Annotated in this window: 14 protein-coding genes and 1 other RNA gene; 11 read left to right on the top strand and 4 right to left on the bottom strand. The window is 45.9% G+C overall.

The features are described 5' to 3' along the window. The first annotated feature begins 2 nt into the window (after window positions 1–2). From rpsI to sspB, 6 genes are all read left to right on the top strand, one after another. Complete coding sequence (rpsI, locus tag AB6D93_RS13265; protein ID WP_004740758.1) at window positions 3–395, top strand: 30S ribosomal protein S9; 393 nt, start codon at window positions 3–5, stop codon at window positions 393–395. A gap of 330 nt (window positions 396–725) precedes the next feature. After that, complete coding sequence (petA, locus tag AB6D93_RS13260) at window positions 726–1,316, top strand: ubiquinol-cytochrome c reductase iron-sulfur subunit (protein ID WP_017061434.1); 591 nt, start codon at window positions 726–728, stop codon at window positions 1,314–1,316. After that, a complete protein-coding gene (locus AB6D93_RS13255) occupies window positions 1,316–2,581 on the top strand; it encodes a cytochrome bc complex cytochrome b subunit (RefSeq protein ID WP_017061435.1) in 1,266 nt (421 codons plus the stop codon). The genes petA and AB6D93_RS13255 overlap by 1 nt, the downstream gene beginning before the upstream one ends. After that, a complete protein-coding gene (locus AB6D93_RS13250) occupies window positions 2,578–3,315 on the top strand; it encodes a cytochrome c1 (RefSeq protein WP_017061436.1) in 738 nt (245 codons plus the stop codon). Before AB6D93_RS13255 ends, AB6D93_RS13250 begins: the two co-directional genes overlap by 4 nt. Before the next feature lie 97 nt (window positions 3,316–3,412). Further along, entirely contained in the window at window positions 3,413–4,048 is a 636-nt protein-coding gene (gene sspA / locus AB6D93_RS13245; RefSeq protein ID WP_009848943.1) for a stringent starvation protein SspA, read from the top strand. Window positions 4,049–4,054: 6 nt separating this feature from the next. Next, entirely contained in the window at window positions 4,055–4,549 is a 495-nt protein-coding gene (gene sspB / locus AB6D93_RS13240; protein ID WP_276605699.1) for a ClpXP protease specificity-enhancing factor, read from the top strand. A 254-nt stretch (window positions 4,550–4,803) separates the two neighbouring features. Here the strand turns inward: sspB and AB6D93_RS13235 are convergent, their stop codons facing one another. From AB6D93_RS13235 to AB6D93_RS13220, 4 genes are read right to left on the bottom strand one after another with little or no spacing between them, the layout of a single operon-like run. Beyond that, a complete protein-coding gene (locus AB6D93_RS13235; RefSeq protein WP_017059276.1) occupies window positions 4,804–5,409 on the bottom strand; it encodes a BON domain-containing protein in 606 nt (201 codons plus the stop codon). 16 nt (window positions 5,410–5,425) lie between these two features. Further along, window positions 5,426–6,016, bottom strand: coding sequence for a phosphoheptose isomerase (locus AB6D93_RS13230; protein ID WP_004729817.1), 591 nt, complete (start codon window positions 6,014–6,016; stop codon window positions 5,426–5,428). Between the two features lie 2 nt (window positions 6,017–6,018). Beyond that, on the bottom strand, window positions 6,019–6,417 hold the full coding sequence (locus AB6D93_RS13225) for a YraN family protein (RefSeq protein WP_017059277.1): 399 nt from the start codon (window positions 6,415–6,417) through the stop codon (window positions 6,019–6,021). Then, on the bottom strand, window positions 6,404–8,221 hold the full coding sequence (locus tag AB6D93_RS13220) for a penicillin-binding protein activator (RefSeq protein WP_017069550.1): 1,818 nt from the start codon (window positions 8,219–8,221) through the stop codon (window positions 6,404–6,406). The genes AB6D93_RS13225 and AB6D93_RS13220 overlap by 14 nt, the downstream gene beginning before the upstream one ends. A 61-nt stretch (window positions 8,222–8,282) precedes the next feature. On the opposite strand from AB6D93_RS13220, the gene rsmI reads away from it, so the two are divergent. From rsmI to AB6D93_RS13195, 5 genes are all read left to right on the top strand, one after another. Then, on the top strand, window positions 8,283–9,149 hold the full coding sequence (gene rsmI, locus AB6D93_RS13215; RefSeq protein WP_019824587.1) for a 16S rRNA (cytidine(1402)-2'-O)-methyltransferase: 867 nt from the start codon (window positions 8,283–8,285) through the stop codon (window positions 9,147–9,149). A gap of 176 nt (window positions 9,150–9,325) precedes the next feature. Next, window positions 9,326–9,765: RNase P RNA component class A (gene rnpB / locus AB6D93_RS13210), an RNA gene on the top strand. Window positions 9,766–9,993: 228 nt separating this feature from the next. Next, window positions 9,994–10,944, top strand: a complete 951-nt coding sequence (gene rsmH, locus AB6D93_RS13205) for a 16S rRNA (cytosine(1402)-N(4))-methyltransferase RsmH (protein ID WP_017066240.1) — start codon at window positions 9,994–9,996, stop codon at window positions 10,942–10,944. A gap of 3 nt (window positions 10,945–10,947) precedes the next feature. Further along, window positions 10,948–11,265, top strand: coding sequence for a cell division protein FtsL (gene ftsL / locus AB6D93_RS13200; RefSeq protein WP_048662657.1), 318 nt, complete (start codon window positions 10,948–10,950; stop codon window positions 11,263–11,265). Beyond that, window positions 11,262–13,019 carry a penicillin-binding transpeptidase domain-containing protein gene (locus AB6D93_RS13195; RefSeq protein ID WP_102332769.1) on the top strand — a complete coding sequence of 586 codons (1,758 nt, stop codon included), beginning with the start codon at window positions 11,262–11,264 and terminating at the stop codon, window positions 13,017–13,019. The genes ftsL and AB6D93_RS13195 overlap by 4 nt, the downstream gene beginning before the upstream one ends.

Here is a 13,019-nt window from a genome sequence, read left to right as displayed (position 1 = left end):
AAATGGCAGAGAATCAATACTACGGCACTGGTCGTCGCAAAAGCTCAGCAGCTCGTGTTTTCATCAAACCAGGCTCTGGTGAGATCGTAATCAACAAGCGTAGCCTTGATGTTTACTTCGGTCGTCCAACTTCTCGTATGGTTGTTAAGCAACCTCTTGAGCTAGTTGAACTAACTGAGAAACTTGACCTTTACATCACTGTTTCTGGTGGTGGTATTTCTGGTCAAGCTGGCGCAATCCGCCACGGTATCACTCGCGCTCTTATGGAGTACGATGAAACTCTACGTCCTGCTCTACGTGCAGCTGGCTACGTTACTCGTGACGCTCGTTGCGTTGAACGTAAGAAAGTTGGTCTACGTAAAGCACGTCGTAAACCTCAATTCTCTAAGCGTTAATTTTTCTTTACGAAAAAGTACACGCCCCCAGTTTTACGACTGGAATTGTGGTTCAAAGCTCGGCTATATGCCGGGCTTTTTGTTTTTATACCCCCTCTAAACGCTTTCCCTTCCTCGTTTTATTTCCAAATTCTTATATTTTGAAAGCTTTTGTAACCCAATGTGCGCTTTGCCTCATGATTGTTACAAAAAGGTAGCTTTATCTTGTCAAAAAGTAGGGTTTTATTTATCATTTGCCGTCAATAAATAGAACTAAATACATATTTTGTTAGCCATGCTCTTTAATCGGAATTATTTCAATCCACAAGGAGCAAATGGGAGAATGTTTGGATGAGCAACGCGCCTTTAAATAACGGTCGCAGGCGTTTCTTAACCGCAACAACAGCCGTTGTTGGTGGTTTAGGAGCAGCTGCTGTAGCCGTGCCTTTTATTAAATCATGGAATCCGAGTGCCAAGGCGAAAGCTGCGGGCGCGCCGGTGGAAGTGGAAGTCAGTAAGTTAGAACCGGGACAAATGGTTCGTGTCGAGTGGCAAGGTAAACCTGTATGGGTTGTACGCCGTGCTGAGTCGGTACTAGAAAACCTAAAATCGATCGGTGGTCAACTTCGTGACCCTCAATCTGAAGCTGAACAACAACCAGAATACGCACAGAACGAGTTCCGTTCAATTAAGCCGGAATTCTTCGTTGCTGTTGGTTTCTGTACGCACTTAGGTTGTTCTCCAACTTACCTGCCGGATTCTTTTGCAGAACAAGTTCAGGGTGTTAAGTCTGGTTTCTTCTGTCCTTGTCATGGTTCAAAGTTTGATATGGCAGGTCGAGTATTCCAAGGCGTACCAGCTCCATTGAATCTTGTTGTACCAAAGCATATGTATTTGAGTGACACTAAGATCATGATCGGTGTGGACGAGGGAGACGCGTAATGCAAGGATTGCTTGATTGGGTAGAGAAACGTCTACCCGCGATGAATGCGTATAAAAAGCATTTATCTGAATACCCAATGCCTAAGAACTTTAACTTTTGGTACCTTTTCGGTTCTTTGGCAATGTTGGTATTGGTTAACCAAATCCTTACGGGTATTTGGCTAACAATGAACTACGTACCGTCAGGTGAGGGTGCATTTGCTTCTGTTGAATACATCATGCGTGATGTGGAATACGGTTGGCTACTACGTTACATGCACTCAACAGGTGCTTCGGCATTCTTCGTTGTTATCTACCTGCACATGTTCCGTGGCCTAATCTATGGTTCTTACCAAAAGCCTCGTGAGCTACTTTGGATCTTCGGTATGTTGATCTTCTTAGTGCTTATGGCTGAGGCTTTCATGGGTTACCTACTACCATGGGGTCAAATGTCTTACTGGGGTGCTCAGGTAATCATTTCTCTGTTTGGTGCGATCCCTGTTATCGGTGATGACCTAACGCTTTGGATCCGTGGTGACTACATCATCTCTGGTGCAACGCTGAACCGTTTCTTCGCACTGCACGTTATCGCTCTACCAATTGTACTTCTGCTGCTTATCGTACTTCACGTACTAGCACTGCACGAAGTGGGTTCGAACAACCCAGACGGTATTGAGACGAAACTTCCTAAAGGCACAATGGGCGACGACTACAAAACGCAGTTCCCATTCCACAAGGATTACACTAAGAAATACGACATCATTGACTCTATTCCTTTCCACCCATACGGGACCGTGAAAGATATGGTTGGTGTGGCCGGTTTCCTATTCTTCTTCTGTTATGTGCTGTTCTTTAACCCAGAGATGGGTGGATTCTTCCTTGAGCCGCCAAACTTTGAAGCTGCTAACCCACTGAAAACACCAGAGCACATCGCTCCGGTATGGTACTTCACGCCGTTTTACGCAATTCTGCGTGCTGTTCCTGATAAGTTGCTAGGTGTTGTAGCAATGGGCGCATCTATTGTTGTGCTATTCCTACTACCATGGTTCGACCGTTGTAAAGTGCGTTCTTACCGTTACCGTAGCAAACTGCATTTGATTAACATCATCCAATTCACAATAAGCTTTATTGCGCTTGGTGTACTTGGTGCGCTTCCAGCAACGCCAACATACACGCTACTGGCTCAAATCTTTAGCTTAGGTTACTTCATGTTCTTCGTTCTACTGTGGTTCTACAGTAAAAATGAAGCGACGAAACCATTACCAGAAAGGGTGACATTCAAATGAAAAAGTGGATTGTAATTTTATTTGCTATGTTGCCGTCACTGGTGATGGCAGCGGGTGCAAACGTACCATTAGACAAAGCGAACAATGATTTAACAGACAAAGCTTCATTGCAAAATGGCGCTAAGATGTTCATGAACTACTGTTTCGCTTGTCACTCAACGCAGTACCAGCGCTATGAACGTGTTGCGAATGATTTAGAGATCCCCGTTGATCTTATGAAGGAAAATCTGATTTTCGACCCTGAAGCGAAAATCGGTGACTTGATGGTTAATGCTATGCCTTCTGATCAAGCGGCAAGTTGGTTTGGTGCTCCGCCACCAGACCTAACATTGGTTGCTCGTGTTCGTGGCGCAGACTGGCTGTACACTTACCTTCGTACTTTCTATGAAGATCCGTCTCGTCCATTTGGCGTGAACAACATTGTTTTCCCAAGCGTTGGTATGCCGCACGTTCTTGAAGAACTGCAAGGTATCCCAACACCAATCTACGATACTCATATGGTAGATGGCGAGGAAGTGACGGTTGTTGTTGGCACTGAGACTGACGGCTCTGGCGAATTAAGTGCTGGTGAATACGACGAAGCAGTTCGTGACCTTGTTAACTTTTTGGTTTACTCGGGCGACCCAGTTCAACTTGAGCGTCACGCTATGGGTTGGTGGGTAATGGCCTTCTTAGTAATCTTCACTATCATCGTGATTTTGCTGAAGAAAGAGTATTGGCGTGATGTGCACTAATTGTGCTATAATACCGTGCTAATTCCCAAATTATGTTAATGTTCAATGGAGGCTTTAGGCCTCCATTGTTTTTATTTAAAGTGTACTGGAGGGCTCCATGGCTGTAGCTGCCAATAAACGTTCTGTAATGACTCTTTTCTCAAGTGCTTCTGATATGTATAGCCATCAGGTGCGCATCGTTCTTGCTGAAAAAGGCGTAAGTGTTGAAGTTGAGTTGGTTGATGAAAAAAATCTACCAGCAGAGCTTGTTGAACTGAACCCGTACAAATCAGTACCTACTCTTGTTGATCGTGAGCTTGCTCTATATGACTCGAAGATCATCATGGAATACCTAGATGAGCGTTTCCCTCACCCACCGTTGATGCCTGTATACCCGGTTGCTCGTGGTAACAGCCGTCTAATGATGTACCGCATTGAGCGTAACTGGTATTCAGTTGCAGAGAAGATCGTTAAAGGCAACGCTGAAGAATCTGAAGCAGCTCGCGTTAAACTGCGCAACGACCTACTGACTCTTGCTCCTATCTTCGCTGAGTATGAATACTTCATGAGCGAAGAGTTTAGCCTAATTGATTGTTACCTAGCTCCGCTATTATGGCGTTTACCTGAGCTTGGTATCGAACTAATTGGTCCTGGTTCTAAAGAGCTTAAGATTTACATGAACCGCGTATTCGAACGTGATTCATTCCTAGCTTCTCTAACTGAAGCTGAGCGTGAGATGAGACTCGTTCGCTAAGCGTTTATGGATATTTCTAATATGACTCCACGCCGACCATACATGCTTCGCGCATTTTATGAGTGGCTGGTTGATAACGAACTAACTCCACACCTTGTTGTTGAAGCAACATTACCGGGTGTGCGAGTTCCAGAAGAGTTTGTTCAAGATGGTCAGATCATTCTGAACATCGCGCCTCGTGCGGTTGGACAACTTGAACTGGGTAACGAAGCTGTGACGTTTAGTGCTCGCTTTAGTGGTCGTCCACACTCTGTGATCGTTCCGCTTTACGCAGTACAAGCGATTTATGCTCGTGAAAATGGTGCTGGTACCATGTTTGAACCTGAAGAGGCTTACATGGAAGCGTTTGAAGAAGGGATTGAAGAAAGTCCTTTTGAAGAACCAGAAAAAGGCCCATCTTTGAGCGTAGCAACGGCAGACGTAGATGCTGAAGAGCCAGACTCAGATCTTGAGCCACCTCGTCCAGCGAAAGGTCGCCCAAGCCTTCGTGTTATCAAATAACGTTAGTTATACCAATCACAGTAAGTAAGTGATCAGAAATAGCGCAGGAAAAAAGCTTGAGAGCAAGGCGGAATTTTTTGATAAGTAGTTATTCTACAATCAAAAATTCTAACGCAGTTATCGAGATTTTTAACAAGCTAGAATGATAGATTATTTACTACGATTGGTATTAGATAACGAACCAAATAAAAAAGCAGCGACTCGTCGCTGCTTTTTCTTTTCTGCTATATAGCATTCAATTGACTGGCTTAAGGCTAGTTAACAGCCGTCTCTTCTTCACCATATTCAAACGCTCGAATGACCTGTTTTACGCCAGAGATGTTACGAGCAACTTCTGTTGCGATATCGGCATGCTCTCGAGTCACGAGTCCAAGCAGGAATACTTCTGAATCCTCAGTAATCACTTTTACTTTGATGCCGTTAAGCTCAGCATTCGCAAGCAGAGCTGATTTCACTTTAGTGGTAATCCAGCTGTCTTTACTAATAGCACTTACAGACAAAGGTTCTTTCACTCGAACCTGATTGTGGATGCTCTCAACGCCAGCCACTTCTTTGGCTTGGTTTTCAAAAGCGCGACGTTCTGAATCTGTGGTTGCTTGTCCCATCAATACCACCGAACCTCGGTACGAGCTTGCGGTGACACGTACGTTGCCACGGAATGGTTGTTTATTGGTAATCGCTGCGACTTCAAATTCGATGTTGTTGTCGTTCCAAATCTCTTTGGTTGTTCGCGTATCCGTGACTAGGTTTGCAGTGGTTGCAGCACCAGCAATGAAAATGCCAGCACAACCAGACAGAGACAGTGTAAGTAGCGAAACACTAATCAGCTTAAACAGCCTCATAGAGGTTAATGATTTCATTGTGATGCTCCGTATATCACTCTTCGTGAGCAGGGAAGAGTACTTGATCGATTAGGTCACATAGGCAGTGTAGTGTCACCATGTGTACTTCATGAATGCGCGCTGTACGGTGTGAAGGGATACGAATCTCTACATCGTGTTCACCAAGCAAACCTGCCATCTCACCACCATCTTTACCGGTAAAGGCGATAATTGTCATGTCGCGAGTTACCGCCGCTTCCATTGCCTTGATGATGTTCTTGCTGTTACCACTAGTCGAGATAGCCAACAGAATATCGCCAGTTTGACCAAACGCACGTACCTGCTTAGAGAAGATCTCTTCATAGTGGTAGTCGTTAGCCACAGCCGTTAGCGTGGTGTTATCTGCTGTGAGTGCCATCGCTGGAAGGCTAGGGCGCTCTGTTTCAAATCGGTTGAGTAGGCACGATACAAATTGCTGAGCATTCGACGCCGAACCACCATTACCACAACAAAGAATTTTGTTTCCGTTAAGCAAGGTCGCAACCATTGCTTGAGCGGCATGCGTGATTGCGTCAGGCAGAGCTTCTGCAGCCGCAATTTGGATTTGAATACTTTCTGTGAAACTTTCTTTAATGCTGTCTAGCATGTTTATCCTTGGGTAATCGCGTTTTGAATCCAGTCGATAGTGTCATTCGGCCCTTCAATGGCAACAATATCAAACCTGAAATCTGTAGAGTGCACCGACAAGCCTTGCTGCATAAGCCAAACATTGGCTGTTTTGAGCAGTTTCTGTGACTTCTTGGCAGTCACCATTTCAGCGGCATGTCCGTAGCGGGTTTGCTTGCGGTATTTTACCTCAGCAAACACAACCGTATTGTTATGGCGCATTATAAGATCAATCTCGCCACATTTTGCTATGAAGTTTTCTTCTATTAACGATAAACCGTGGTTAATCAGATAAGATTTTGCCACGGCCTCGTATTTATCACCCACTTGTTTGTGGGTGATGGTTGGTTTGGATAGGAACTTTCGGCTAAAAAGCCCCATGCTCTGCCCAGCTGATTTCACGTTGAACCACACAGTTGTTATCGATGGTTAGCACACCCGTTTCACCTGGAATGCTGTAACCTTGCACGGCTTTCATCTGTGGCAGTGCATCCATTAGATAGTATGCATCCATTCCTAGTGCTTGCAGACGCTTTTGGCCGTTTGAGTGCGCAGGCCATAGGTCGTTGAGCTCTTTATTAAGCTCGTTTTTATTCTCAACTAATAGTGGGATATCGCTGTAGAACACACCGGTTAGGTCTTCATACTGCTTATCACCGCTGTTGCTGCGTGAGTTTGAGAACAGAGCGGGTTGGCTCGCATCTGGGTTAATTGCAACTTCAATGAAGGGTTTGATTAGTGTTAGCTCTGAGTTCTTAGCCACAATGTAGACAGAATCGATATCACGACGGCTGCGTGGCTCGGTTTCTAGGTCTAGGTTCAGTAATCCGTCCATTTGAGCGATACGCTGTTGGCTCTCTTGCAAGCCGAATACCTGATTCACATTACGTTGCAGTTGGCGTTTGTCAGAGAACAAGCTGATAGCAACATCGTTGCTGCTGTATTTTTTCCACTCTTCTTTAAACGCTTGCTCAACTCGCTCACCTAAACGTCCTCTTGGCGCAAGGATAAGCGGGTACTTGTAGCCTTGAGCAAATAGGTGCTTCGCTGCCTGAGCGACTTCTTGCTCTGGCGATAGAGCGAGATAACAAATGTTAGTATCTGGTTCTAGTTGCGTTGGAATGTTCAGAGCTAAAGCTGGAATCGAGTTCTCGTGGTTTTTCTGCGCTTGCTGAAGTTTAGTTATGTTGCTCTTAATCAGCGGGCCAACGATGAAATCAACGTTGTTCTCTTCCAGTGTCGCTTTAATCTCAGCGGCACTTTGCACGTTGGTATCCATTACCGTCAGCGTTGCATCTTCTTCGCGCTCTTTGTCATTCATCATCGCAAAGATGAAACCGTCACGCACAAGTTGTGCTTGCTTGCCGTACTTACCGGTTAGAGGCAGTAATAGTGCAGTGCTGGTTGGCTTGCTGATCTCTAGTGCCAAGACGTCAGTGATCGCCTGAGGTGTGTATGTCGCTGCTGGGTGCTGAGGATTCTCTGCTAGCCAATCCGACAAGGTTTCCTGCAGGTTTGGAAGGTTTGAGTTCAGCGTCTTCATGTAAATCGCCAGCTGTAACCAACCTGCGAGAACGTCTTCTGTAGGCGACGTCTTAAGCTCCAGAATCTCATATTGAGAGTAGCTATTTAGGTTCTGCCAAATACGGTCAGCAGCTTGCTGTTGGAGCTCGTCGTCAGCGTCTAGATATTCTGAATAAAGAACTAACTCACGGCTTGCTTCAAAATACTCGCTTTGCATTTCAGAAATGTTCGCGCGTAGCTCGTGATAATCTTTCCACTGCTCGTTCGGAAGTTTCCACCAAGGCTGGAAGTTCAGTTGGCTATAAGCTTGTTCAGGCTGCGAGTTATTCACCAACAGTTGAGCGCGAGCTAATTGCCATTCCGCTTGTTGCGTTTCGCTCAGCTCTTGTTTTGCTAAGCGTTTAATAAGCAGAGTTGCTTGATCGGTTTTTCCAGCTTGCACAGAAGCCTTAAGCGCCATGATTAACCAGTCGTTTTGTAGACTTCCTTTGCTACTATCCGCTTGCATCATGTAACTTTCAGTTGATTGCGCTGGATCTAGTGTAATATCAACGCTCGTTGGTGCTTGAGGACCTGAAGAACAAGCCGCCAATGTAATTGCTAATGCAATTGGAGTTAGTAAGCGTGGTACACTGAGTCTCTTATGGTTCATCGTTGCCATGAGTTCTTTAAATTCCGTATAAATTTGTATCTATATTAATCGTTGAAGTGATGGTAAACAAATGACAGATAACAAAACCTTGCTCACAGAGAGCCCAACTCTCTACATTGTGCCAACCCCAATCGGAAATTTGGGAGATATCACTCAAAGAGCAATTGAAATTTTATCAAGTGTCGATGTTATTGCAGCCGAAGACACACGCCACACGGGTAAGCTGCTTGCTCACTTCAATATATCAACCAGAACGTTCGCTTTACATGATCATAATGAACAAACTAAAGCGCAAGTTCTAGTCGAAAGGTTATTAGAAGGTCAGTCTATCGCATTAGTCTCTGATGCGGGTACTCCTTTAATTAGTGACCCAGGTTACCATCTTGTCTCACAATGTCGTCAAGCGGGTGTGAGAGTTGTGCCACTTCCTGGTGCTTGTGCTGTGATTACCGCGTTAAGTGCTTCTGGTTTACCGTCAGATCGTTTCAGCTTTGAAGGCTTCTTACCGCCCAAAAGCAAAGGTCGTAAAGACAAGTTCTTAGAGATCGCAAAGGCAGAGCGCACCTGCATCTTCTATGAATCACCACACCGTATTTCAGACTCTTTGCAAGACATGCTTGAGATTCTTGGCCCTGACCGTGAGGTTGTATTGGCGCGTGAGCTAACTAAAACCTTCGAAACCATCCAAGGGCTGCCACTGGGTGAACTTATTGAGTGGATTGAAGAAGACGCGAACCGTAAACGCGGTGAGATGGTGTTACTGATTCACGGCCACCGTGAAGAAGCGAGCACAGAATTGCCAGACGAAGCGACTCGCACACTAGGCATTCTAACCAAAGAGCTGCCTCTTAAAAAAGCGGCGGCAATGACGGCAGAAATCTACAATCTGAAAAAGAACGCTTTATACAAATGGGGCCTAGAGCATCTAGACAACTAGAAACCTCTTTATAGAGTAGCTAACCTGTATTGAAAAGCTTGTGAGGAATGATGGTATTGCCGTCATTCCTCTTTTTTTGTTTGAATTGTGTGAAATTCACGCAGTTGCTTAGAGGTTTGCACCATATTTGTGATCTCGCTAGACACTGCACCCTAATCTCTATACAATCCGCCCTCGGAGTTGAACGGGTAATCGCTGCTTTGCTGATGTCCTTCGGGAGACTGACGTTGAGGTCCTTCGGGAAACTGACGTTGAAGTCCTTCGGGAGACTGGCAGAGGGGAGGAACGTCCGGGCTCCATAGAGCAGGGTGCCAGATAACGTCTGGGGGGCGCGAGCCCACGACAAGTGCAGCAGAGAGAAGACCGCCGATGGCCTCATTTCTTCGGAAGGGGCACAGGTAAGGCTGAAAGGGTGCGGTAAGAGCGCACCGTGCGACTGGCAACAGTTCGTAGCAAGGTAAACTCCACCCGGAGCAAGATCAAATAGGCCCTCACATTGCGTTGCTCGCGTATGGGGGCGGGTAGATTGCTTGAGCCTGTGAGCGATTGCAGGCCTAGACGAATGGTTACCGCCGCGCAAGCGGAACAGAACCCGGCGTATGTGTCAACTCCACCTATATAAAGAACCCATCATTACTTAACGGTAGTGATGGGTTTTTTGCTTTATATTGACGTAAATTATTTAGATTTCCTTAGAATCCTTCACCCTGATATGAGCTTGGGTCAAAAATTCCCAAAGCCTATACACAATATGGTGGAGATACGGCGTGAAATCAGTACACTAAAACGTTAATAGAACAAATTATTGCCGAACTAATGGCTCAATCCACTCACTGAGAAGACTATGACAGAAGCATTCAAACATATTTCAGTATTGCTTAACGAATCTATTGACGGACTTGCGATCAAACCTGACGGTACCTACATCGATGGTACTTTTGGCCGTGGTGGTCACAGCCGTACAATCCTGTCTAAACTGGGCGAGAATGGACGACTCTTTAGTATTGACCGCGATCCACAAGCGATTGCAGAAGCGCAAAAGATTGATGACCCTCGTTTTACGATTATTCACGGCCCGTTCTCAGGTATGGCTGAATATGCGGAGCGTTATGACTTAGTCGGTCAAGTGGATGGTGTGTTACTGGATCTAGGTGTTTCTTCACCACAGCTAGATGACGCTGAGCGTGGCTTTAGCTTCATGAAAGACGGTCCGCTTGATATGCGTATGGACCCAACAACCGGTATTCCTGTCTCTCAGTGGTTAGTTGAAGCCGATCTTGATGACATCACATGGGTTATCCGTGAGTTCGGTGAAGACAAACACGCTCGTCGTATCGCGAAAGGCATCATCGCTTATCAAGAGAATGAAGAGAACGAACCTCTAACGCGCACTGGTCAGTTGGCTAAGCTTATCTCGGATGTAGCTCCAAAAAGCTTCAAAGAGAAAAAGCACCCAGCAACACGTGCTTTCCAAGCCTTCCGTATCTACATCAACAGTGAACTTGAAGAGATCGATACAGCCCTGAAAGGCGCAGCAAGCATTCTTGCTCCTGAAGGCCGTTTGTCTGTTATTAGCTTTCACTCTCTTGAAGACCGCATGGTGAAGCGCTTTATCCGTAAAGAGAGCCAAGGTCCGCAAGTACCACATGGCCTGCCACTAACAGAAGAGCAGATCAAAGCGCTAGGCAGTGCTGATCTTAAGCCTGTTGGTAAAGCGATCAAGCCTTCTAAAGATGAAGTGGATGAGAATACTCGTTCGCGTAGCTCAGTATTACGAATCGCAGAAAAGCTATAGTCAATGAAGACCTCCAAACCTAACTTAGCCAAGATAATATTTTTTGATTTGATCTCCGTGGGTAAAGTCCCATTGGTGCTGCTTATCTGTATCTTCGCGAGCGCGATGGGGGTCGTTCTTACGACACATATGTCACGTCAGGCGATTACGCAAAAAGACATGGCATTAGTCGAACGAGAGCAGCTAGATGATGAGTGGCGAAATTTAATGCTTGAAGAGACAGCTTTGGCTGAACACAGTCGCGTTCAAGCATCGGCAAAACGAGAGTTAGACATGAAACGTCCAGACTCTGATAAAGAAGTTGTGATCACACTGAAATGACCGGTAAAAAGGAAAAATCACCCGCGAAAACCGTTAATAAATCAACGAAAAAGCGTGTGAAGAGCGAAAAGGATTCGGATCCAGTTCTGATAAAATGGCGTTTTAACGTCGTTATTGCTTTCGTGTTTCTTGCCTTTGCTGCACTTGTTGGTCGTGTGGCTTATATACAAATCATTGAACCAGATAACTTAATTCGTCAGGGCGACCTTCGTTCGGTGCGTGTTAAGGCTATTCCTTCTGCTCGTGGCATTATTTCTGATCGCAATGGTGAGCCACTTGCTGTCAGTGTTCCTGTTGAAGCGGTATGGGCTGACCCGAAAACCATCTTCGATAAAAATGGCATGGCCCAAATTGATCGTTGGTATGCGCTAGCTGATGTACTTGGCTTAGATCGACAATCGATGATCAACAAGATCTCCAGCGACAAATCTCGTCGTTTTATCTACCTACAAAGACAAGTTAGCCCAGCAATGGCGAAATACATCCGCGACTTAAAGCTGGTGGGTATTGGTCTTAAAGCAGAATCACGTCGTTATTACCCAGCCGGTGAAGTCAGCGCGCATCTTATTGGTGTGACCGGAATTGATGGACGCGGCCTAGAAGGTGTCGAGCGCAGCTACGATAAGTGGCTCACGGGTGAAGCAGGTAAACGTACGATTCGTAAAGACCGCTACGGACGTGTTGTTGAAAACATTGCTTTAGAAGAGCGTGAAGAAGGCAAACCACTCGAGCTAACGATCGATCAACGATTACAAGCGATCGCCTACCGAGCGATTAAACAGGCGGTGGCCGATCATAAGGCGACTTCTGGCTCAGCGATTTTGTTGGATGTAAAAACCGGCGCTGTGTTGGCGATGGTTAATGCGCCTTCTTATAACCCAAACAATCGTGCTGACTTACAAAGCTTTAAGATGCGTAACCGCGTACTTACCGATGCGATGGAGCCCGGTTCTACCGTGAAACCTTTTGTGGTTTTAGCAGCGCTAGAGAACGGTACAGCTGATCCAGATATCGTTATTGATACTGGCAACGGCATCATGCAGATCGGTGGCAGTCGTGTGCGAGACTCGTCTAAAGTCGGTAAGGCTGATTTAGCGCTGATCCTCAAGAAGTCGAGTAACATCGGTGTGGCGAAGTTGGCACTTAACATGCCTTTAGAAGCTCTGCTAGGGATGTACAGTTCTGTTGGTCTGGGCGAAATGTCTGGGCTGAACTTAATCGGTGAAACGAGCGGTATTTTCCCGAATCGTCGTCGCTGGTCTAAGTTTGAAATTGCAACACTATCATTCGGTTACGGTTTGTCTGTTACACCGATGCAGTTGGCCCATGCGTATGCGACGCTAGCCAACAAAGGCATGTATGAACCGATTCATATTATTAAGAGTAACGACCAAGACTTTTCTAAGCAGATCATCAAGCGCGAGAACGCTGAACTGGTTTTGAATATGCTCGAAGGGGTGACTCAAAAAGGCGGCACAGCAACAAGAGCGGCCGTTCCTGGTTACCGAGTTGCAGCAAAAACGGGTACTTCTCGTAAGGCTGAAGCTGGCGGATACAGCGACGAATACATTGCGATTACTGCAGGTTTTGCCCCGGTTAGTGACCCAAGAGTCGCGCTGGTTGTTGTGGTCAATGAGCCTCAAGGTGACCTTTACTATGGCGGTTCAGTTGCTGCCCCCGTTTTTTCTGAAATCATGAAGGGTGCATTGCAAATACTGAATGTCCCTGCTGATGAAAACAAGTTTCAAGAATAG

Origin of the sequence: Vibrio sp. 10N.247.310.23, assembly GCF_041467155.1 — a bacterium.
Lineage (GTDB): Bacteria > Pseudomonadota > Gammaproteobacteria > Enterobacterales > Vibrionaceae > Vibrio > Vibrio crassostreae_C.
The sequence above is the reverse complement of the archived record's forward strand: the minus strand, read 5'-3'. Positions and strand labels throughout refer to the sequence as shown.